Origin of the sequence: Streptomyces africanus (assembly GCF_030816955.1) — a bacterium.
Lineage (GTDB): Bacteria > Actinomycetota > Actinomycetes > Streptomycetales > Streptomycetaceae > Streptomyces > Streptomyces africanus.
Window position 1 is genome coordinate 1,229,839 of sequence record NZ_JAUSYP010000001.1, and the last position, 21,220, is coordinate 1,251,058.

The window sequence follows — 21,220 nt, forward strand, 5'->3', positions numbered from 1 at the left end:
GTCTCGACCGCGCGCTGGGGTCCGCCGTCCCGCTCCCCGGCGCTGACGCCCGCCGGGCCGGCCCCCGGGCGCCTCACGAGAGCTTGACCGCGCGTCAGGCGTCGCCGTACGCCTCCCCGCCCGGTTCGAAGCCGGCCGTTCCGGCGGTCGCGTCGGCGAGCCACCCCCGGAAGGCCTCCACATCGGCGTCAGGGAGGGCGATCTCGATGGTGACCGCCTCCCCGTAGCGGACGTCCCGCACCTCGCGCCCGGTGGTCCGCAGGTCGTTCTCCAGCTTGCCGGCGCGCTGGTGGTCGACGGTGACCGTGGCCAGCCGGAACCGGCGGCGGGTGCGCGTGCCGAGGGTGTCCAGGGCCTCGCCGACCGCTCCGCCGTACGCCCGGATGAGTCCGCCCGCGCCGAGCTTGACCCCGCCGAAGTAGCGCGTGACGACGGCGACGACGTACCGCATGTCGCGGCGCAGCAGCATCTGGAGCATGGGGACGCCGGCGGTGCCGCCGGGTTCCCCGTCGTCGCTCGCCTTCTGGACGGACGCGTCGGCGCCGATGACGTAGGCCCAGCAGTTGTGGGAGGCGTCGGCGTGCTCCTTGCGGATCGCGGCGATGAAGTCCTGCGCCTCCTGCTCGGTGGCCGCCGGGGCGAGGGAGCACAGGAAGCGGGAGCGGTTGACCTCGGTCTCGTGCACGCCGGCGCGGGCGACCGTGCGGTATTCGTCCTGCATCCGGCCACCCTATGCGCGAGCCCGGGGACGAGCCGGACCGGCCCGGGGCTACTTCTTCTCGCCCCGCGGCACGGTCAGGGAGGTGAGCAGCGCGGCGCCGGGGATGAGGGCCCGCCAGGTCGTGCCGTACCAGGACAGTACGGCGACGGCCGACGTCGGGAACTTGGTGCGGACCCGCTCCAGCGTGTCGTCGGGGCCGTCACCGGCGAGTGCCAGGACGAGTTCCTCCAGGCCCGGGTTGTGCCCGATCAGCAGCAGTGTCTCCACCTCGGCGGACACCTCGTGCACGACGGCCAGCAGACCGGCGGGGCTCGCGGCGTACAGGCGCCGGTCGAACCGGACCGGCGGGGGCGTGCCCCACTCGGCGGCGGCCAGTTCCCAGGTCCGGCGGGCGCGTACGGCGGTGGAGCACAGCGCGAGGTCGGGCAGGCAGTCCGCTTCGGCCAAGGCCTGACCGGCGGCGGGTGCGTCGCGGCGGCCACGCGGGGCGAGCGGGCGCTCGTGGTCGGTGACATCGAGGGGCCAGGCGGACTTGGCGTGCCGCAGCACGACCAGGCGGCGCGGCGGGCCCGCTCCGGCGCGCTCCCTCATGCCGGGGCTCCCAGATCGCGGGTGAGTTCGAGGCCGAGGAGCCGGTCGGCGTAGGCGTACGTCTCGAACCGGGCGCCGTCCGGCAGATCCGGCTCGTTCTCCACGCCCCGCAGCACGTCCAGCACCCGGGGCACGTCCAGATCCTCGTCCCAGGCGTCGCGCAGCCGCCCGCGCACGTCGTCGGGCACGGGCCGGGAGGGCCGCCGGGCCCAACGGGCAACGGCACCGCGCCACCGGGCGAGCGTGGCCTCGGCCTCCCTGAGGACGTCCGCCTCCAGCCGGACGGGGGCCTTGTGGTGCCGCGTGAACAGGGCGAGGCGCAGGACGGCGGGGTCGACACCGCCCAGCGGGCCGGATCCCACCGACTGGCCGCGCGACGGGTCCGACGTCGCCGACTCACCGGCCGGCAGGCCCGGCTCGGCCGACCGGCCACTCGGCGGGTTCGGCATCGCCGACTCACCGGCCGACGGGTCCGGCCCGGCCGACCGGCCACTCGGCGGGTTCGGCATCGCCGACTCACCGGCCGACGGGTCCGGTTCGGCCGGCCGGCCGCTGGGCGGGCCTGGCTTCGCCGATTCGCCGACCGGCAGGCGCGATTCCGCCGACGCGCCGACCGACGTGGCCGGTCCGGTCGTCTCGACAGGCGCGACAGCGATCCGGACCCCGTCAGGCGTCTCCCCGCCCTCGGCGGCGACATGAACGACCTGGGCCTCGCCGAGTCCGGCGCTGACGTCGGGGCTGTCCTCGAAGGGGCGGATGCCGAGGGCCGTGGCGTCCGCGCGCAGCTCGGCCTGGCGGCGCCCGCCGGTCAGCAGGGCCCACACCGGTGTGCCGCCGAGCTCCAGCGCCCGCACGAGCAGATCCGCCACGAGCAGCACCCGCAGGTTGGTCAGGTCGGAGCCGGGCGCGTGTACTTCGACACGGGTCAGGCCCCGGCGGGCCGGAGCGGCGTCGACCGGCTCGCCGGTCCGGGCGTCGATGATGCGCAGCACGAGGCGAGCGTAGGCCGGGTGGGCGGGCGCACGCAGGCTTGTGCGGCTTTTTCCGGCCACCGTGGCGGGAACACCCCACCAATGGCGTGCCGGACGGACCAGGGCACCGGGGCGGGAACCACGCCTGGGGCGTGTCCGTAAAGTCCCGTCGTCCGCCCGGAGGGCGGGCCCAGCGGCGTCCGGTGCGTGCTCTGGGGGCCCGGTGCGGCGAGAGGGCGTGCAGGGCGTCGCGGGGCAGGCGGGACTTTGCGGACACGCCCCAGGGCCACCGTGGCGTGCATCGCCCCCGCCCGCTCAGCCCAGCGTCCCGAGGAACCGCACATGCGGCCGCTGCTCGGGGCCGTCACGGCTGACGGCGGCCCGTACGCCGTACACCTCGGCGATGAGTTCCTCCGTCAGGACATCGCCCGGGGCGCCGCCCGCCACGACCCGCCCCGCGCTCAGGACGACGACCTCGTCGCAGTACATCGCCGCGAGGTTGAGGTCGTGCAGGGCGACGACGGTGGTGACCGGCAGGCCCGTGACCAGGGAGAGCAGGTCGAGCTGGTGGTGGATGTCGAGGTGGTTGGTGGGCTCGTCCAGGAGGAGTTCGCGGGGTTCCTGGGCGAGCGCGCGGGCGATCTGCACCCGCTGGCGTTCGCCGCCCGAGAGGGTGTGCCAGGGCTGGTCGGCGCGTTCGGCGAGGCCGGTGCGCTGCAGGGCGTCGCGCACGGCCCGTTCGTCGTCTTGCGATGTCGGCGTCCAGGCGCGCCGGTGCGGCACGCGGCCCAGCCGTACGACGTCCACCACCGTCAACTCGACCTGTGTGTCGGCCTGCTGCTCGACCACGGCGAGCCGGCGGGCGACGGTGCGGCGGGGCAGGTCGCCCAGCGGGGTGCCGTCGAGGGTGACGACTCCGGCGGTCGGGGTGAGCAACCCGGCCAGCAGCCGCAGCAGGGTGGACTTGCCGGAGCCGTTGGGGCCGAGGACACCGACGGTGGAGCCGGTCTCGGGCGCGAGGACGACCCCGTCGAGGATGAGACGCCCGTCGGCACGGCGACCGACCCGGTCGGCCCGCAACCCGGCGCCGGACACCGCTGCTCCCGCCGCCCCGCTCACCGCACCCTCCGCGTCCGGTACAGCACGACCACGAACGCCGGAACCCCGATCAGTGACGTCACGACGCCCACCGGCACCTCCTGGGGATCCAGCACCGTACGGGCGAGGGTGTCGACCCACACCAGGAACACCGCTCCGGCGAGGGCCGTGACCGGCAGCAGCCGGACGTGCCCGGGGCCGGCCAGGGCCCGCGCGGCGTGCGGCAGGACCAGCCCGACGAAGCCGATCGCCCCGGCCGAACTGACCAGCGCGGCCGTGAGCAGGGCCGTGACGCACAGCAGCACCAGGCGGGTGCGGGCCACGGACACCCCGAGCGCGGCCGCCGCGTCCTGCCCGAAGGCGAAGGCGTCGAGGGTACGGGCGTACCACAGGCACACCACCAGCGTCACGGCCAGGACGGCCAGGCACAGCCACACATCGGTCCAGCCCGCGCCGCCGAGCGAGCCGAGGAGCCAGAACAGCACGCCCCGGGTCGTCTCGGCGTCGGCGGCGGTCATCACGACGAAGGAGGTGAGCGCGGAGAAGAGCTGCATGGCGGCGACGCCCGCGAGGACGACCCGGTCGGTGGTGCCGCCGAGGGTGTGGCTGAGCAGCAGCACCAGCGCGAAGGACACCAGGGCGCCGAGGAACGCGCCCGCGGACACCGAGACGGCACCGCCGCCCACGCCCAGGACGACGACCACGACCGCGCCGGTGGAGGCGCCGGAGGACACCCCGAGCACGAACGGGTCGGCGAGCGGGTTGCGCAGCAGCGACTGCATCACCGCCCCGCAGACGGCCAGTCCGGCCCCGCACACGGCCGCGAGCAGGGTGCGCGGCAGCCGCAGCTGCCAGACGATCCCGTCGCGGATCGGCGTCAGGTCGGCACTGCCGAGACCGAGATGGGCCGCGACGACGGACCAGACGTCCGCGACCCGGATGTCGGCCGGGCCGACGGTGATCGCCAGGGCCAGGGAGACCACCAGCAGCAAGGCGCCCGCGACACCGAGCGCGGGCCCGCGGACGGTCACTTCACGAGCCCGAACTCGCGCAGTTGGGCGGCGACCTGTTCCACGCCCTCGACCGTGCGGATGGTCGGGTTCATGGCCTGCCCGCTGAGCAGCACGTACCGCTTGTGCCTCACCGCGTCCATGTTCCGGGTCACGGGGTTGGACTCCAGGAAGGCGATCTTCCGCGCGGCCGACTCGGCGGTCTGCGACGTGCGGGTCAGGTCGCCGATGACGAGGACATCGGGGTCACGTTCGGCGACCGTCTCCCAGTTGGTCTGCGGCCACTCCTCGTGCGTGTCGTCGAAGACGTTCTTCGCGCCGAGGGCCCGGGTGATGATGCCGGGCGCCCCGCAACAGCCCGCCATGTAGGGCGACTCGGAGTTGGCGAACCAGTACAGGAGGGTGACGTCCGAGGCGTGGATGCCCTGCGTGGCCTTCGCCATGCGCCGCTGGAGGGAGGCCACGAGCTTGTCGCCCCGCTCCTTCACCCCGAACACGGTGGCCAGGTCGTGTACTTCGCCGTAGACGGTGTCGATGCCCAGCGCCTTGGCGCGCGCGCCGTCGCCGTCGCCGTCGCCGGAGTTGTCCTTGCCGGCGCAGTCCGACGGGGAGACGTACGTGGGGAGGCCGAGCTTCTCGAACTGCTCGCGGGTGGCGACGCCGCCCTTGCCGAGGGTGGAGACGAAGGAGGCGGCGACGAAGTCGGGGTCGGCGTCCAGGACCCGTTCGAAGGACGGGTTGTTGTCGGCGATGCGCGGCACCTTCGCGTTGGCCTTCGCCAGCCCCTTCATCACGGGGTCGGTCCAGGTGGCGGTGCCCGCGAGGCGATCGGCGAGGCCGAGCGAGAGCAGGATCTCGGTGGTGCCCTGGTTGAGGGAGACGGCGTGCTGCGGCGGGGCCTCGACGCGCACCTCGTGGCCGCAGTTGCCGAGCGTGACGGCGGCTTTCGTCGTGGTGGCCTTCGAGTCGCCGCAGCCGGCCAGGAGCAGGGAGCCGACCGCGAGCAGGACGGCGGCACGGGCGGGTCGGGCGAGGGGCACGGAAACCAGTCCTCAGTCGTCGAGGGCTCGATCGCGGAGCCCGGTCGTACGGTGCTCCCCCGCCGCGAACGGCCGCGGGGGCCGCCAGCAGGTCTTCGGACTCGGGTTCGTCCGGTGCGGAGCGCCTTCCCGGACGTCACACGCGCCGTCCAGTGGCCGAGGCCCCGCCCGTCCCCCTCACCGCTGCGCGTCAGTTCCGGATTCGCACCGGATTCCCTGACCCACGTACATGGGTTCGACTGGCCTCGGCAAGCTATCACGGCGAGCTCGGGGGAATCACCGCCCGCCCTGCGCCGTTGCATCCAGGGGAGTCCCCAGCAGCACTTACGCGACGTACGAGGAGGCCGCCGGTGTACGGCGACGAGGCAACGGTCCGCAGGATCCTCACCGAGCTCGGCGACACCTGGGCCGTGGTGGGCCTGTCGTCGAACCGGCAGCGCGCGGCGTACGGCGTCGCCGCCGTGCTCCAGCGCTTCGGCAAGCGCGTCGTGCCCGTGCATCCCAAGGCGGAGACGGTGCACGGCGAGCAGGGGTACGCGAGCCTGGCGGACATCCCCTTCGACGTGGACGTCGTGGACGTGTTCGTGAACAGCGATCTCGCCGGAGCCGTCGCGGACGAGGCGGTCGCGAAGGGAGCGCAGGCCGTGTGGTTCCAGCTCGGCGTCATCGACGAGGCGGCGTACGACCGGACCCGCGCCGCGGGCCTGGAGATGGTGATGGACCGCTGCCCGGCGATCGAGATCCCACGACTTCCTCATCACGGCGTACAGAATTCCTGAAGCGCTTTCCAGGAAATGCCCGGGCCGGGTCAAGGCTGCACAACTCGCCTTCTGCCGCCGGATGACCGATTCCTAATCTGAGGCCTCTTGCTCGCAGAACTCACGAGTTCTTTTATGAGAGGCCCCTTCATTCATGGTGAGCGTCGACCAGGCAGCAGCGGGGGTAAAGGGGGGTCCGGGCGGACTGCGCCGGGACGTCGGACTGATCGGGCTCATGTGGGCGTCGGTCGGTTCCATCATCGGCTCCGGGTGGCTGTACGGCGCCGAGAAGGCGGTCGTGGCGGCCGGGCCCGCGGCGATTCTGTCGTGGCTGATCGGCGCGGTCGGGATCGTGCTGCTGGCCCTGGTGCACGCGGAACTCGGCGGCATGTTCCCGGTCGCGGGCGGCACGGCACGTTATCCGCACTACGCGTTCGGCGGACTGGCCGGCATGTCCTTCGGCTGGTTCTCCTGGCTCCAGGCGGCGACCGTGGCACCGATCGAGGTCGAGGCCATGATCGGCTACGCCGGGCACTGGCACTGGGCGCAGGGTTTCCAGCACGCCAAGGACGGGACGCTGACGACCAGCGGGTTCGTCGTCGCCGTCCTCCTCATGGCCGTGTTCGTCGTGGTCAACTTCCTCGGTGTGCGGCTCCTGGCGCACACCAACAGCGCCGCCACCTGGTGGAAGGTGGCCGTGCCGCTGGCCGCGATCTTCATCATCGCGGCCGGCAACTTCCACCCGGGCAACTTCACCGAGCACGGCTTCGCCCCGTTCGGCGCCCACGGCGTGCTGAGCGCCGTGAGTTCCAGCGGCATCATCTTCGCCCTGCTGGGCTTCGAGCAGGCGATCCAGCTGGCGGGTGAGAGCCGCGACCCGGCCCGTGACCTGCCCCGCGCGACGCTCGGCTCGGTCGCCATCGGGGCCGGGATCTACGTCCTGCTCCAGATCGTCTTCATCGCGGCCCTGCCGCTGGCCTCGTTCGCGCACGGCTGGGCCAAGCTCGACTACCCCGGTATCAGCGGCCCCTGGGCGGGGCTGGCCACCCTGCTGGGGCTCGGCTGGCTGAGCGTGGTCCTGTACCTGGACGCGGTCGTCTCCCCCGGCGGCACCGGCCTGATCTACACCACCGCCACCTCCCGCGTCTCCTACGGCCTGGCCCGCAACGGCTACGCGCCGAAGATCTTCACGCGCACCGACGCGCGCGGCGTGCCGTGGTTCGGCCTGATCGTCTCCTTCGTGACCGGCGTGGTCTGCTTCCTGCCGTTCCCGAGCTGGCAGCAGCTGGTCGGCTTCATCACCTCGGCGAGCGTGCTGATGTACGCGGGCGCCCCGCTGGCGTACGGCGTCTTCGCCGACCGGCTGCCGCACCGGGCACGGCCCTACCGGCTGCCCGGCGGGAACGTCGTCTCCCCGCTGTCGTTCGTCGTGGCCGACCTCATCATCTACTGGTCGACGTGGGACACCCTGTGGCGGCTCGGTGTGGCCATCGTCCTCGGCTACGTCCTGCTCGGCGGATACGCCTGGTACGCCACCCGCAAGCAACTGCCCGACGCACCCCGGCTCGACTGGAGGGCCGCCCAGTGGCTGCCCGTCTACCTGCTGGGCATGGGCGTCATCTCCTGGCAGGGCGGCTTCGGCGGCCAGGGGCACATCGGACTGTGGTGGGACATGGCGGTCATCACGGTGTTCTCCCTGGGGATCTACTACTGGGCCCGGGCCTCGGCGTCCCGGCCGGAGGAGATCGAGCGGAGCATCGGGGGGGTGGCCGTCACCGAGGCGACCGTCCACTGACACCGCCCCCCGCGCGGCCGGGGCCTCCATAATGAGCGCATGACCCAAGCCTCCCCGCCTCCCGACTCCGGCGCCCCGCAACGCTTCCCAGTCGTTGTCGTGGGCGCCGGTCCCGCCGGGCTGACCGTCGGCAACATCCTGCGGGCCGCGGCCGTGGACTGCCTGGTGCTGGAGACCGAGACGCGGGAGTTCATAGAACAGCGGCCCCGGGCCGGAGTCATCGAGGAGTGGGCCGTACGGGGCCTGGAGAAGCGTGGCCTCGCGCGGAATCTGCTGGACCGCGCGGAGCTGCACTCCGCGTGCGAGTTCCGCTTCGACGGCGAGCGGTACCGGTTCCCCTACGCGGAGCTGACCGGCAGTCACCACTTCGTCTACCCGCAGCCGTTGCTGGTGACGGACCTGGTGCGCGAGTACGCCGACGTGCGCGGCGGACAGATCCGCTTCGGGGTCCGGGACGTGCGGGTGCACGACATCGACTCCGACCGGCCCTCGGTGTCGTACACCTGCCCGGAGACGGGTGAACACCGCATCGTCCACTGCGACTTCGTGGCCGGCTGCGACGGGGCGCGCGGGGTGACACGGGCCGCCCTGCCGCCGGAACAGGTGCGCATCGCGCGGCACGACTACGGCATCGGCTGGCTGGCCCTGCTCGCCGAGGCGCCGCCGTCCGCCGACGGCGTGCTGTTCGGCTGCCACGCCAAGGGGTTCGCCGGGCAGATGCCCCGCAGCCCGGAGGTGACCCGCTACTACCTCCAGTGCCCGCCGGGCGACGACCCGGAGAACTGGCCGCACGAGCGCGTCTGGGCGGAACTCCGGGAGCGGCTCGGCGCGTCCGGTGTGCCGCCGCTGACCGAGGGGCGGCTGATCGAGAAGCGTGTGCTGGACATGCACGACTACGTGGTCGAGCCGATGGTCTCCGGCCGGCTCTTCCTCGCCGGTGACGCGGCCCACCTGGTCGCCCCCATCGCCGCCAAGGGCATGAACCTCGCCCTGCACGACGCCTTCCTGCTCGGCGACGCCCTGGTGGCCCAGCTGACCAGCGGGGACGACAGCGGCCTCGGCGGCTACGCGCAGGCGTGCCTGCGGCGGGTGTGGGACTACCAGGAGTTCTCGCAGTGGCTGTCCGAGGTGTACCACGGCGCGGCGGCGGGCGACCCGTTCCGCGCGGGCACGACACTGGCCCGCCTGCGTCGCCTGTTCACCTCGCCCGCGGCCGCCGCGGCCTTCGCCGAGCAGTACCTCGGGACGGCCGCGCGGTACTGATCCATGACGCGCACCAGCCGCTGACCCACCACGCGGCGGCACGGGACCTGCCCTCAGGCGACCCCGAGCCCCTCCAGCACCACCGCGCCCGGCAGTTCCGCGAAGGCCTTGCCCGGCACCAGCAGTTTGCCCCGCCGCCGGCCGCTGCCGACCAGCACGTACGGCAGATCGACGACGGCCGCGTCCACCAGCACGGGCCAGCCGCCCGGCAGTCCGAGCGGGGTGATGCCGCCGTACTCCATGCCGGTCTCCCCGGTCGCCGTGTCCATCGCGGCGAAGGAGGCCTTGCGGGCGCCGAGTTGGCGGCGTACGACGCCGTTGACGTCCACCCGGGTGGTGGACAGTACGACGCTCGCGGCGAGGGTGGTCTCGCCGCCGCGCTTGCCCGCGACCACCACGCAGTTCGCGGACCGCTCCAGCAGGTCACGGCCGTAGTGCTCCACGAAGGTGGCGGTGTCGGCCCACTGCGGGTCGGTGTCGACGTAGAGGATCTGGTCGGCCGGGACGCTGCCGCGCCACTGGCGTACGGCGTCGGCGACCGGGCCGGTGAGCTCGTCGAGGCAGACGGGGGCCGGACGGGCGTCGTCGAAGTGTCCGATGGGTGCGCGCATGGCCGCACGCTAGCAAGACCGGGCGCCCTCGGACCGGGCGTCTCAGGTCACCGGCGGAACCGAGACGGCCATCATCATCTCCATCGGCACCTCGCCGGTGTTGCCGTACGTGTGCGGGAGGTTGGCCTCGAAGGACACGCTCGCGCCCGCGGGGACGCGGTGCTCCACGCCGTCGACGGTGAGCGTCAGCTCCCCGGCCGTGACGTGGAGCAGCTCCATGGTGCCCGCGGGGTGCGGGTCGGACGCGCTGCTCTCGCCGGGCATGAGCCGCCAGTCCCACATCTCCAGCGGGCCGGGCGCCTCGGTGCCCGCGAGCAGCCGGTTGTAGCTGCCCGCCTCGGTGTGCCACAGCCGTACGGCCTGTGCGGCGGGGACGATGCGGACCTTGGGGCCCTGCTCATAGTCGAGGAGGGTGGTGATGCTGACGCCGAGCGCGTCACCGATCTTGACGACGGTGCCGAGACTGGGGTTGGTGCGGGCCTGCTCGATCTGGATGAGCATGCCGCGGCTGACGCCCGCCCGGGCGGCGAGCACGTCCAGCGTGAAGCCGCGCACCGCGCGCCAGTGCTTGACGCTGCGCGCCAGCGACTGGGTCAGCAGGTCGAGGTCCGACACATTCCGTCCAATATTCCGCATGAGGCAGTGCAGCCCGCTGCACTACGGTGTGGTTGACCTGATCGTTCACCGCACTGTACTGCGAGGCATCCGTCCCATGACAGCGCTCTCGGCCCTGGTCACCAGGGGGCCGGGGCGGTTCAGGATCCCGGCTCCAGCTCAGCGAGTCCGGCCGCCGTCTCCTCGTCCAGGCCCGACAGGGCGCGCAGCTGCTCGGGCGTGACACCCTCCGGTATCGGCACCGGCGGCGGCGTGCGCAGCGGCGGCTGCCAGCCGTCGGCCGGTGTCCAGCGTCGTACGACGCGGGCCGGCGCGCCCGCCACCACGGCGTGGTCGGGCACCGTGCCCCGGACCACCGCGCCCGCGGCCACGACCACGTTCCGCCCGATCCGGGCACCCGGCAGGATGACCGCGCCCGTGCCGATCCAGCAGCCGCGCCCGATCTCCACCGGCTCCATCCGCGGCCACTGCTTGCCGATCGGTTCGTGCGGATCGTCGTAGGAGTGGTTCGTGGACGTGACGTAGACGTACGGGCCGAAGTAGCAGTCGCTGCCGATGGTGACCGTCGTGTCCGCGATGACGTGGCTGCCGCGGCCGAGCACGACACCGTCGCCGATGCGCAGGATCGGGTCCGGACCGAGGTCGAGGTCGGGCATCAGACCCGCGGTGAGGGTGACCTGCTCGCCGATGATGCAGTGGGCGCCCATGTGGATCCAGGGTTCGCCGAAGACCGTGCCGAGCGGGAAAGCGAGTCTGGTACCTGTTCCCATCGCGCCGAACCGGTAGCGCCCGGGGTGTTCGGCGGTGACGGAGCCCGTGCGCTGCACCCAGGCCCAGCCCGCATGGACGGCACGCTGCGCGAGGCCGCGCCGCCAGGATGAGAACGTGTTCTTGCGCTTCGGCACGAGGTCACGGTACTCAGCGGTAGCTCACCCTGCGGCGTTGGAGGCCTGTGATCTTCGCCCCACCGAGTGTCGTACGGTTTGCGCGTTGTCTACGACGTTTCTGGAGGCGGGCATGGGACAGCGGGCGATGATCACGGGGATCGGGGGCCGGGAGCCGGAGATCGACGAGACGGCGTTCGTGGCGCCGACGGCGTCGGTGATCGGGAGCGTGACGCTGGGTGCGGGGGCGAGTGTCTGGTACGGGGCGGTGCTGCGGGGTGACGTCGAGCGCATCTCCGTCGGGGCGAGCAGCAACGTCCAGGACAACTGCACGCTCCATGCGGACCCGGGGTTTCCTGTGACGGTGGGTGAGCGGGTCAGCATCGGTCACAACGCGGTGGTGCACGGGGCGACCGTCGAGGACGACTGTCTGATCGGGATGGGGGCGACGGTGCTGAACGGGGCGGTGATCGGGGCCGGGTCGCTCATCGCCGCGCAGGCGCTGGTGCCGCAGGGCATGGTCGTGCCGCCCGGGTCGCTGGTCGCGGGTGTTCCCGCGAAGGTCCGGCGGGAGCTTTCGGAGGAGGAGCGGCAGGGGGTCACCCTCAACGGCACGATGTACTCCGAGTTGGCGAAGGCGCATCGTGAGGTGCATGCGTAGGTCGTTCGGCGGGTGCGGCCCGGTGGGGGCTGGTCGCGCAGTTCCCCGCGCCCCCAGGACTTCAGTCCGCGGCGACAGCAGGTGCTGTCTTTTTCGCCCTGCGCTTGAGGATCAGCATCGACGTGAGGCCGATGAGGACCGCCGCCACCAGGCCCAGCCAGGAGAAGCGCTTCAGCCAGGACTCGGCGACGATGCCGACGTAGTAGATGACCGCCGTCGTGCCGCCCGCCCAGACGATGCCGCCGAGGACGTTGGCGATGAGGAACTTCCAGTACGGCATGCGGAGCACACCGGCGAGGGGGCCCGCGAAGATGCGCAGGAGGGCGACGAAGCGGCCGAAGAAGACCGCCCACATGCCCCACTTCTCGAAGGACCGCTCGGCCGTGGCGATATGGCCCTCGCTGAAGTGCTTGGGGAACTTCTTGCCCAGCCAGGCCAGCAGGGGGCGGCCGCCCTTGCGGCCGATGGCGTAGCCGATCGAGTCGCCGATGATCGCGCCGGCCGTGGCGCTGGCGCCGAGGACGACGGGGTCGATGTGGCCCTGCTGGGAGGCCAGCAGCGCGGAGGAGACCAGGATGATCTCGCCCGGCAGCGGGATGCCCAGGCTCTCCAGGCCGATGACCAGTCCCACCAGTGCGTAGACGGCGACCGCGGGTACGGTTTCGAGCCATTCCTGGACGTGCAACCCCGGATCCTTTCCCTGAGCTTCCCTGCGTGCACGGGAAGCCTACCGGGTGACAAGACGTCCTTCGCGGCTCAGGCGTTCCAGTTCCACTCGGCGACCTCGGGCAGGTCGGTGCCGTGCTCGCGGATCCAGGCGTGGTGGCGGGTGCGGGCGTCGGCCATGCGCTGGCGTACGGCCGTGGCGCGCACCCCGAGACCCGGGACACGGTCGATGACGTCCATGACGAGGCGGTAGCGGTCGAGGTCGTTGCGGACGACCATGTCGAAGGGCGTGGTGGTGGTGCCGGCCTCCTTGTAGCCGCGCACGTGCAGGTGCTGGTGGCCGGCGCGGCGGTAGGCCAGGCGGTGGATCAGCCACGGGTAGCCGTGGTAGGCGAAGATCACCGGCTTGTCGGCGGTGAAGAGGCCGTCGTACTCGAAGTCGTTCATGCCGTGCGGGTGTTCCTCGCGGGGCAGCAGCCGGGCGAGGTCGACGACGTTCACCACGCGGACCGACAGGTCGGGCAGATGTCGGCGCAGCAGGTGCGCGGCGGCCAGGGTCTCCTGGGTGGGGACGTCGCCCGCGCAGGCCAGCACCACGTCGGGTTCGCGGGAGCCGTCCTCGGTGCCGGCCCACTCCCAGATGCCGGCGCCGCGGGCGCAGTGGACCTTGGCCTCGTCCATGGACAGCCAGTCGAAGCAGGGCTGCTTGCCGGCCACGACGACGTTGACGTAGTCGCGGCTGCGCAGGACGTGGTCCGCGACGGACAGCAGGGTGTTGGCGTCCGGCGGCAGGTAGACCCGCACGACCTCGGGGCTCTTGTTGAGGACGTGGTCGACGAAGCCGGGGTCCTGGTGCGAGAAGCCGTTGTGGTCCTGCCGCCACACGTGGGAGGTCAGCAGATAGTTGAGGGAGGCGATGGGGGCGCGCCACGGCAGGCGCCGGGAGGTGCGCAGCCATTTGATGTGCTGGTTGACCATCGAGTCGACGATGTGTACGAACGCCTCGTAGCAGGAGAACAGCCCGTGCCGGCCGGTGAGCAGGTAGCCCTCCAGCCAGCCCTGACAGAGGTGCTCGGAGAGGACCTCCATGACCCGGCCGTGCCGGTCGAGGTGCTCGTCGACGTCGAGGGTTTCGGCCTGCCACGCCTTGCCGCTGGCGTCGTAGACGGCCTGGAGCCGGTTGGAGGCGGTCTCGTCCGGGCCGACCAGGCGGAAGTCCCGACGGTCGGCGGTGTCCCGCATGACCTGGGCCAGGAGGTCGCCGAGGACGCGGGTGGGCTCGTGCAGGGTGGTGCCCGGCTTGTCGACGGGGACGGCGAAGTCGTCCAGGGGCGGGACCGGCAGGTCACGGACGAGCAGCCCGCCGTTGGCGTACGGGGTGGCGCCGAGCCGCCTGCCGCCCTCGGGGACGCAGGCCAGGACGTCCGCGACCGGCCGTCCCTCGGCGTCGAACAGCTCCTCAGGCCGGTAGGAGCGCAGCCAGCTCTCCAGTTGGCGCAGGTGGTCGGGGTTGTCGCGGACGGCGGACAGCGGGACCTGGTGAGCGCGCCAGGTGCCCTCCACGGGAAGCCCGTCGACCTCGGCCGGCCCGGTCCAGCCCTTCGGGGTGCGCAGCACGATGACCGGCCAGCGGGGGCGCTCGGTCGTGCCGTCCTCGCGCGCGGCGCGCTGGAATGCGGCGATCCGGTCGAGGGCGGTGTCCATCGCCTGCGCCATGGCGCGGTGCACGGCCAACGGGTCGTCGCCGGTGACGTGGATCGGCTCGTGGCCGTAACCGCGCAGGAGCGCGTCGAGCTCGGGCTCCGGGAGGCGCGCCAGCACGGTCGGGTTGGCGATCTTGTAGCCGTTGAGGTGCAGGATCGGCAGGACGGCGCCGTCGTGGACGGGGTCGAGGAACTTGTTGGCGTGCCAGGATCCGGCCAGCGGGCCGGTCTCCGCCTCGCCGTCGCCGATCACGCAGGCGACCAGCAGGCCGGGGTGGTCGAGGGCGGCGCCGTAGGCGTGGGCGAGGGAGTAGCCGAGTTCGCCGCCCTCGTGGATCGAGCCGGGCACCTCCGGGGCGACATGGCTGGGCACGCCGCCGGGGAAGGAGAACTGCCGCAGCAGCAGCTCCATACCCCGGGCGTCCCGCGTCACGTCCGGGTACTTCTCGCTGTAGCTGCCCTCCAGCCAGGAGTTGGCCAGCACCGACGGGCCGCCGTGGCCCGGGCCCCAGACGCACAGCGCGTCCAGCCCGCGGTTCTTGATCACCCGGTTGAGGTGCGTGTGGACGAGGTTGAGCCCGGGCGAGGTGCCCCAGTGGCCCAGCAGCCGCGGCTTGATGTGCTCGGGCCGCAGCGGCTCGGTCAGCAGGGGGTTCGCCAGCAGGTAGATCTGACCGGCCGCCAGGTAGTTGGCGGCCCGCCAGTGGGCGTCCAGTGTGCGCAGTTCCTCGTCGGTCGGTTGCGTGCTGCTGTCCTGGCGCGGGGCCTCGGGCATTAGGTGACTCCCTGGGTTCTGCGACGGCCTCAGGAGGAGTACCAGTCTGTTCCGGTTCGATGCAGGGCGCCTGTCGGCCATCTGTCGCCGGGGGTGCGGCACGCGCCGTCAGCCGCCCATCCGTACGGTCGTCCTCAGCCGCAGGTCCCGTGCCGACGCCCCGGTCCACAGGGCGCGCGGGCCCACCCGACCGGGTGACCCGACGGGTGTCCCCGGGCAGGCCCCGGTGTCTACGGGAGCGCGGTGGTGTGGAGTGCCGTCGTCACGGCCGTCGTCACGGGGACTGTCGCGGAACCCAGTGCGTCGGCGCGGGGCGCCGGGCCGAGTGCGCCGGTGCCGGGCGCGCCCGGGTCGCCGGGGGTCGGGGCCCGTCCCGGTTCGGCCGTGCCGCAGCAGTCCGCCTGGGCGAACCGCGTCTCGTACCGCTCCTGCGGCTGGTCCCCGGCCGTGCCCCGCGGAGGCTCGGGCAGCTGCCCGTGCGGGGCGCCGTCATACGGTTCCTTCTCCCGGCGGTTCTCTTGCCGGGGGCTCTCCCGAGGCGCGTCCTGGCCCTGCCGCTTCCCGGTGTCCCCCCGGCCGACCGGGTCCCGCGAGTTCCCCGGGTCCTCCGGGTCCAGCACCCAGCGTTGCGTCTCGGACCCGTCGCGCCCGGCGACGATGACGTTCCGGCCCGTGCCGTGGGCGAGGGCCAGGCCCTTGCCGCCGCGCGGCAGGAGTTCGCCGCGCACGGTCAGGTCGTAGCGCACGACTCCTGCGTGCACGAGGCAGCCGGCCAGGACGACCGAGCCCTCGGCGGTGTCCGAGCCGAGGCAGAGCGTGGGGTCGGCGGCGCTGCGCAGCATGCCGTCGTCCTGGTACGCCCACGTCAGGGGACCGGCGGTGGAGCACGAGGTCAGCACCATGCGGGCGTCGGCCCGGGCCCGGCCGCCCGGGACGCCGAGACACAGGCCGGTGTGGAGGTTGCGCAGCCGCCCGCGGGCCACTTCGGCGGGGTGGCCGGCGGACGCGGCCGACGGGAGGCCGGCCGAGGAGGTTCCCTCCGAGTCCGGGACGACGGAGTGGCCGCTGACCGCTCCCCAGGTGGCCTGGGGGGTGACGGTGCCGCCCTCCTCCGTCCAGCCCCTGGCGGCGAGCAGCGTCGCGAGCAGCACGAGGGAGGTCACCCCGACCGCGGCGGCCAGCGCCTTCGTGTGTCTTCTCGACGCCCCGAGCCGGCCGCCCGCCGGCAGGGCGTGCGCCCGGAGCCGGTGGCGGCCACCGGCCGGGCCGGCGGGCAGCGCGCCCGGGCCCCCGCCCCGGCCCGGCCGTGACGCGAGGTAGCGGCGGGCGCCCCAGCCGAGCACGGTCTCGACGAGCAGGTCCTCCAACCCGTCCTCGAAATGGCTGAGTTGTTCCGCGGCGTGCCGGCAGTAGCGGCAGGTCATCAGATGCCGTTGCACATCCGGCAGCAGGGACCCGCCGCGGCGCATCGGAACGTCCAGCAGGCGGTTGTAGAAGCGGCATTCCCGCGTCGGCGCGAGTTCCCGGTGAGCCCGGACGCAACCCACCCGGAATTGCTCACGCGCCTCCTCCAGAGCGGCCGACGCGGTACGGACGTCCACTCCCAGCAGACCGGCCGGTACGGATAGGGGCTCGGCCTCGACCTCCGTATGCCAGAGCAGACATTGGGAAGCCCCCGGAAGGGCCCGGAATGCGCGTTCGGCGAGCCGCCGCCTTTCGGCTGTCACGGACCGCGCGGCCCGCAGCCCGCGAGCACCTACGGGTTTGCGGAGTTCCGGCAGCACTCCGGAAATGCCGTCGTCGGCCGCCCAATCCCGGACCGTGTCCCGCACGGCCGCGAGCAGCCGCGGGCGCAGGGCGCCGCCGCCCGGCCGGGCGAGTTCCCGGCGGAACGCGGCGGCGGCCGCCATCGACGCGGAGTCCTCAGAGGAGGCCAGGCAGATCACGGCGTACTCGTACACCGCCCGCCAGTGCCGGGCCAGCAACAGCGCGGCGGCGCGCGGGCCTTCGGCGGGGTCACCGACCCGGGCGAGGAGATTGCGATCGGAATCCGCGGAACCCGCTCCGGGGCGCGGCGGGTACGGCGGGCGTGGGGGGTAGGGGGATTGCACGGAACCATTTCCTTCCAGCCGCAGGACGGCAAGCGAATTGCGCGTCCGTCGGAAAGCAGGTGCGTGATTGGTGCATACCTGTGCCGCGTCAGCTGCGGACCCGGCTGTGAGGCGGCTCACTTTCGCACACGCGACTGACAGGTAACAAGGAGTTCGGATGACCCAGGTTCAAAACGAGGGGAATTCCGATGTGTTACCGGCGGTATCCGCACCGGCTTTCGAAAACATCGCCGCCACGGGTCTCACATTGTGGGCGCTCAAAGGCGGTTGGTCCCCGAAATCCCCCACTCCACAGCCCGCTCCCATGTGGCTCTCGGCGCGCTCCCATCTCCGCCCGCCAGCATGGGCCGCATGATCACCCCCCACCCTTCCGCCCCGGTCGCCCCCGCCCGCACCGTCCGCAAGGCGGTGGTCCCGGCCGCCGGTCTCGGCACCCGCTTCCTGCCCGCAACGAAGGCGACGCCCAAGGAGATGCTGCCGGTCGTCGACAAGCCGGCCATCCAGTACGTCGTCGAGGAGGCGGCAGCGGCGGGACTGGACGACGTCCTGATGGTCACGGGCCGGCACAAGCGGGCCATCGAGGACCACTTCGACCACGCCTTCGAACTGGAGCAGGCCCTCGCCGCCAAGGGCGACACCATGCGGCTGGACGCGGTGCGCGACGCGGCGCGACTGGCGAGCATCCACCACATCCGCCAGGGCGAGCCGCTCGGCCTCGGCCACGCCGTGCTCTGCGCCCGCCGGCACGTCGGCGACCAGCCCTTCGCGGTCCTGCTCGGCGATGACCTGATCGACCCGCGCGAGACCCTGCTCGACCGGATGCTGGACGTCCGCGACCGCCGGCGCGGCAGCGTGGTCGCCCTGATGGAGGTCCCGCCGGAGCAGATCCACCTCTACGGCTGCGCGGCCGTGGATCCGACCGGCGAGGAGGACGTCGTCCGCGTCACCGGCCTGGTCGAGAAGCCGGCCCTGCAGGACGCTCCGAGCCGTTACGCCGTCATCGGCCGCTACGTCCTCGACCCGGACGTCTTCGGCGTCCTGGAGCGCACCCCGCCGGGCCGGGGCGGCGAGATCCAGCTGACCGACGCCCTCCAGGAACTGGCCACGAGCGGCACCGTGCACGGAGTCGTCTTCAAGGGCCCGCGCTACGACACCGGCGACAAGGCCGACTATCTGCGCACGGTGGTCCGGCTGGCCTGCGACCGGCCCGACCTGGGGCCGGAGTTCACGGCCTGGCTCAAGGAGTTCGTCGCGGGCCTCGACGGCACACGCACCGCCCGGCGGGACATCGCCGCCTGACATGCGAGAGTCCCGGCACCAGGCGCCGGGGCCTACGCACGACCGGGGCCCGCACAGCCGGGGCCCCGCACAGGCGAAGCCGGATCAGCCGTTGGGACGCAGTGTCCAGACCACGGTCATCTCGCCGGTCACCGCGCCGTCGGCCCGCTGGATGGCGATGGCCACAGGGAACTCCGGGCGCTCGCCCGCGTCCAGTTCCGCGACGACCTCGGCGGCCGGACGGCCCAGGGTCGCGGTCGCGGTGACCGCGCCCATGGCCAGCTTCTTGTAGGAGATCTCGGCGCTGACGGCGAGCGGCACGGCGCGCGAGAGCTGGTCCCCGAACGCGGCCAGCACGATGGCCCCGCTCGCGGACTCGCCGAGCGTGAACATCGCCCCGGCGTGCGGTCCGCCCACGTGGTTGTGGTACTCGCCCTGGTCGGGCAGGGACACCACCGCCCGCTCCGGCGTCGTCTCGAGGAACTCGAGGTTCAGGGTCCGGGCCATGGGCACCGTGGCGGCGAGCATCTCGCCGATGGACATCTGGTCTGCGCTCATGGCCGCATGTTACTCACGAGTAGAGACGGCTGGCCAGGCCCGTGTGACGACCGCCGCATCGGTCCTCCCCCGCCCGTCCGCGCCGCTGTTCCCGGGTTGCTACGTCTCCGTCCACGGGCAGTGACCGAATCGTGTCCGGAGCGCGGCTAGGGTTGCTGCCCATGTGGCCAGGACAGCAGCCGCCCGGGGGCGAGCAGAACCCGCAAGCGAACAACCCGTACCAGCAGCCGGGTTACCAGCAGCCGAATCCGAATCCGTACCAGCAGCCGGGCTATCAGCAACAGCCCAACCCCTACGGGCAGCAGCCCCAGTGGGACGCCCCCGGGCCGGCCGGCGCGCCGCAGCCCCCGCAGGGCGGAGGCGGAAACCGGACGAAGCTGGTCGCGATCATCGCCGCCGCGGCGGTCGTCGTGGCGGCCGGTGTCACCGGCTTCCTGGTGCTGGGCGGCGACAAGGACGACACCGCGGACGGCGGCAAGGGCGGAGGCAAGAAGACCACCGCGCCGGCGAGCCCGTCCACGGAGTCGAGCGCACCCGCCACGGGCGACAACCCTCGCGGCGGCGAGGAGGAGAAGCCCACGGTCAAGGGCTGGAAGGTCGTCATCAACCCCAAGTGGGGCACGGCCTTCGACGTCCCGGCGGACTGGGAGGTCGCCTCCCCGACGTCGTACGTCTTCTTCGAGGACGAGAAGTCCGACGACGGCAAGCCGCTCATCCTCATGTCCGCGCCGGCCTTCTACAAGTCCGAGTGGTGCACGAGCGACGACAACAAGGACGGCAGGACCGAGAGCGAGTCCCTGGCCGGGACGGGCACCAAGGGCGCGGACGGCGCGAAGAACACCGACGAGGTCGCGCTCAACCAGGCGGCCTCATGGGTGTACGGCGGCTACACGCAGCCGGACAAGAAGAGCGTCAAGACCGAGAAGGCCAAGCCCTACACCTCGGCCGCCGGTGTGAAGGGCAGCGTCGCCTGGGCGTGGTCGGAGAACACGCCCGACAAGGGCAAGTGCGCGAGCGACGGCAAGGCGGTCACCTTCGGCTTCAAGAACTCGGCGGGCGACTTCGTCGCGTGGAGCTTCTTCGGGGCCAAGGGCGTCAAGGGCGAGGTGCCCAAGGAGACCATCCTGAAGATCCTCAGCACCGTCCGGCTGCACGGCGAGCCGACCGGAGGCTGACGCGGACGCCGAACGGGCTCGCCCCGGCAGGGGGCGGGCCCGGCTCACCGGAACCTCGGGACCGGCACACGTCAGCCGATACCGAACGCCCCGTCGGGGGGCTCGGGTGACGGCACGGCGTCCTCGTCCCGCACCGCACGCGCCCCACCGATGAACTCCCGCAGAGCGTCGCCGTGTTCGACCCGGGCCGGGAAGGCGTCGGCGGCCGTGAGCCGGGCCAGGGCGGCGACGTCGACCGGCTCGCGCCCGGCCACGAGCACCGCGTTCCCGAACCGCCGCCCCCGCAGGACCCCCGGCTCGGCGATCAGCACAAGCTCCTCGAACACCGTCGCCAGAGTGGCGAGTTGGGACCGCAGAAAGGCGAACGGCGCCGCATCGGGGAGGTTGGCGAGATAGACCCCGCTGTCCCGCAGCACACGGCCGGCCTCACGGACGTACGCGACGGACGTGAGGTGCGCCGGAACCCGCGAACCGCCGAACACGTCGGCGACGATCACATCGGCCGAGTCCGTGGCGGCGTTCTCCAGCCACTTCCTCGCGTCCGCCGTGTGCAGCGCGACCCGGGCCTCCTCCGGCAACGGCAGATGCTCGGCCACCAGCTCCAGCAGCCCCCGGTCGACCTCGACGACGTCCTGCCGGGACCCCGGCCGGGTCACGGCCACGTACCGGGGCAGTGTGAGCGCGCCCCCACCGAGATGCAGCACGTCCAGCGCACACCCCGGCTCCGCGACCACGTCCAGCACATGCCCGAGCCGCCGCGCGTACTCGAACTCCAGATGCGTCGGCGCGTCCAGATCGACATACGACTGGGGCGCCCCGTCGACGGTCAGCAGCCAGGCCCGCTCCCGGTCGACGTCGGGCATGAGCTTGGCGGTGCCGTGATCGACGTCGCGGGTCACGGGGATGGGCTCGTTCACCCTCTCATTGTGCCTGTGG

At 72.6% G+C, this 21,220-nt stretch carries 20 protein-coding genes and 1 riboswitch; of the genes, 6 read left to right on the plus strand and 14 right to left on the minus strand.

Features of this window, described 5'->3' with window-relative positions; genetic code table 11:
- Positions 1–94 precede the first annotated feature (94 nt).
- The 6 genes from QF034_RS05810 to QF034_RS05835 all read right to left on the minus strand — a co-directional run bounded on the left by QF034_RS05810 (position 95) and on the right by QF034_RS05835 (position 5,431).
- Positions 95–721: a YigZ family protein gene (locus tag QF034_RS05810; protein ID WP_307173922.1), complete on the minus strand. Its 627-nt coding sequence runs from the start codon at positions 719–721 to the stop codon at positions 95–97.
- 48 nt (positions 722–769) lie between these two features.
- Positions 770–1,312, minus strand: a complete 543-nt coding sequence (locus QF034_RS05815; RefSeq protein ID WP_307173923.1) for a SixA phosphatase family protein — start codon at positions 1,310–1,312, stop codon at positions 770–772.
- Positions 1,309–2,304 (minus strand): ICP22 family protein, encoded by a 996-nt coding sequence (locus QF034_RS05820; protein ID WP_307173924.1) that lies wholly within the window; start codon positions 2,302–2,304, stop codon positions 1,309–1,311. The genes QF034_RS05815 and QF034_RS05820 overlap by 4 nt, the downstream gene beginning before the upstream one ends.
- A 294-nt stretch (positions 2,305–2,598) precedes the next feature.
- Positions 2,599–3,378, minus strand: a complete 780-nt coding sequence (locus QF034_RS05825) for an ABC transporter ATP-binding protein (RefSeq protein ID WP_307179808.1) — start codon at positions 3,376–3,378, stop codon at positions 2,599–2,601.
- Positions 3,379–3,398: 20 nt separating this feature from the next.
- Positions 3,399–4,412, minus strand: coding sequence for a FecCD family ABC transporter permease (locus QF034_RS05830; RefSeq protein ID WP_307173925.1), 1,014 nt, complete (start codon positions 4,410–4,412; stop codon positions 3,399–3,401).
- Positions 4,409–5,431: an ABC transporter substrate-binding protein gene (locus QF034_RS05835; RefSeq protein WP_307173926.1), complete on the minus strand. Its 1,023-nt coding sequence runs from the start codon at positions 5,429–5,431 to the stop codon at positions 4,409–4,411. Before QF034_RS05835 ends, QF034_RS05830 begins: the two co-directional genes overlap by 4 nt.
- 69 nt (positions 5,432–5,500) lie before the next feature.
- Positions 5,501–5,690: riboswitch (cobalamin riboswitch) on the minus strand.
- A gap of 91 nt (positions 5,691–5,781) precedes the next feature.
- On the opposite strand from QF034_RS05835, the gene QF034_RS05840 reads away from it, so the two are divergent.
- The 3 genes from QF034_RS05840 to QF034_RS05850 all read left to right on the plus strand — a co-directional run bounded on the left by QF034_RS05840 (position 5,782) and on the right by QF034_RS05850 (position 9,247).
- Positions 5,782–6,210 (plus strand): CoA-binding protein, encoded by a 429-nt coding sequence (locus QF034_RS05840; RefSeq protein ID WP_086561444.1) that lies wholly within the window; start codon positions 5,782–5,784, stop codon positions 6,208–6,210.
- 133 nt (positions 6,211–6,343) lie between these two features.
- Entirely contained in the window at positions 6,344–7,984 is a 1,641-nt protein-coding gene (locus QF034_RS05845) for an APC family permease (protein WP_307173927.1), read from the plus strand.
- 39 nt (positions 7,985–8,023) lie between these two features.
- Complete coding sequence (locus QF034_RS05850; protein WP_307173928.1) at positions 8,024–9,247, plus strand: 4-hydroxybenzoate 3-monooxygenase; 1,224 nt, start codon at positions 8,024–8,026, stop codon at positions 9,245–9,247.
- A 53-nt stretch (positions 9,248–9,300) separates the two neighbouring features.
- Here QF034_RS05850 and QF034_RS05855 read toward each other — a convergent pair whose 3' ends face one another.
- From QF034_RS05855 to QF034_RS05865, 3 genes are all read right to left on the minus strand, one after another.
- Entirely contained in the window at positions 9,301–9,858 is a 558-nt protein-coding gene (locus QF034_RS05855) for a YbaK/EbsC family protein (RefSeq protein ID WP_307173929.1), read from the minus strand.
- 42 nt (positions 9,859–9,900) lie between these two features.
- A complete protein-coding gene (locus QF034_RS05860; protein WP_307173930.1) occupies positions 9,901–10,473 on the minus strand; it encodes an XRE family transcriptional regulator in 573 nt (190 codons plus the stop codon).
- Between the two features lie 140 nt (positions 10,474–10,613).
- Positions 10,614–11,378 carry an acyltransferase gene (locus tag QF034_RS05865; RefSeq protein ID WP_307173931.1) on the minus strand — a complete coding sequence of 255 codons (765 nt, stop codon included), beginning with the start codon at positions 11,376–11,378 and terminating at the stop codon, positions 10,614–10,616.
- 112 nt (positions 11,379–11,490) lie between these two features.
- Between QF034_RS05865 and QF034_RS05870 the strand changes: the two genes are divergently transcribed.
- On the plus strand, positions 11,491–12,018 hold the full coding sequence (locus QF034_RS05870; protein ID WP_307179809.1) for a gamma carbonic anhydrase family protein: 528 nt from the start codon (positions 11,491–11,493) through the stop codon (positions 12,016–12,018).
- A gap of 61 nt (positions 12,019–12,079) precedes the next feature.
- Here QF034_RS05870 and QF034_RS05875 read toward each other — a convergent pair whose 3' ends face one another.
- From QF034_RS05875 to QF034_RS05885, 3 genes are all read right to left on the minus strand, one after another.
- A complete protein-coding gene (locus tag QF034_RS05875; protein ID WP_307173932.1) occupies positions 12,080–12,703 on the minus strand; it encodes a DedA family protein in 624 nt (207 codons plus the stop codon).
- Between the two features lie 71 nt (positions 12,704–12,774).
- On the minus strand, positions 12,775–15,162 hold the full coding sequence (locus tag QF034_RS05880; RefSeq protein ID WP_307173933.1) for a phosphoketolase family protein: 2,388 nt from the start codon (positions 15,160–15,162) through the stop codon (positions 12,775–12,777).
- Between the two features lie 230 nt (positions 15,163–15,392).
- Complete coding sequence (locus QF034_RS05885; protein WP_307173934.1) at positions 15,393–17,273, minus strand: RICIN domain-containing protein; 1,881 nt, start codon at positions 17,271–17,273, stop codon at positions 15,393–15,395.
- A gap of 351 nt (positions 17,274–17,624) precedes the next feature.
- Between QF034_RS05885 and galU the strand changes: the two genes are divergently transcribed.
- Complete coding sequence (gene galU, locus QF034_RS05890) at positions 17,625–18,572, plus strand: UTP--glucose-1-phosphate uridylyltransferase GalU (RefSeq protein ID WP_307173935.1); 948 nt, start codon at positions 17,625–17,627, stop codon at positions 18,570–18,572.
- Positions 18,573–18,656: 84 nt separating this feature from the next.
- On the opposite strand, the gene QF034_RS05895 is transcribed toward galU, so the two are convergent.
- Positions 18,657–19,109, minus strand: a complete 453-nt coding sequence (locus QF034_RS05895) for a DUF4442 domain-containing protein (RefSeq protein WP_236711722.1) — start codon at positions 19,107–19,109, stop codon at positions 18,657–18,659.
- Positions 19,110–19,270: 161 nt separating this feature from the next.
- On the opposite strand from QF034_RS05895, the gene QF034_RS05900 reads away from it, so the two are divergent.
- Positions 19,271–20,284, plus strand: coding sequence for a DUF8017 domain-containing protein (locus QF034_RS05900; protein WP_307173936.1), 1,014 nt, complete (start codon positions 19,271–19,273; stop codon positions 20,282–20,284).
- A gap of 71 nt (positions 20,285–20,355) precedes the next feature.
- On the opposite strand, the gene QF034_RS05905 is transcribed toward QF034_RS05900, so the two are convergent.
- The gene (locus QF034_RS05905) at positions 20,356–21,201 is read right to left on the minus strand and encodes a spermidine synthase (RefSeq protein WP_307173937.1); all 846 of its coding nucleotides are present in this window, start codon (positions 21,199–21,201) and stop codon (positions 20,356–20,358) included.
- Positions 21,202–21,220: the final 19 nt, after the last annotated feature.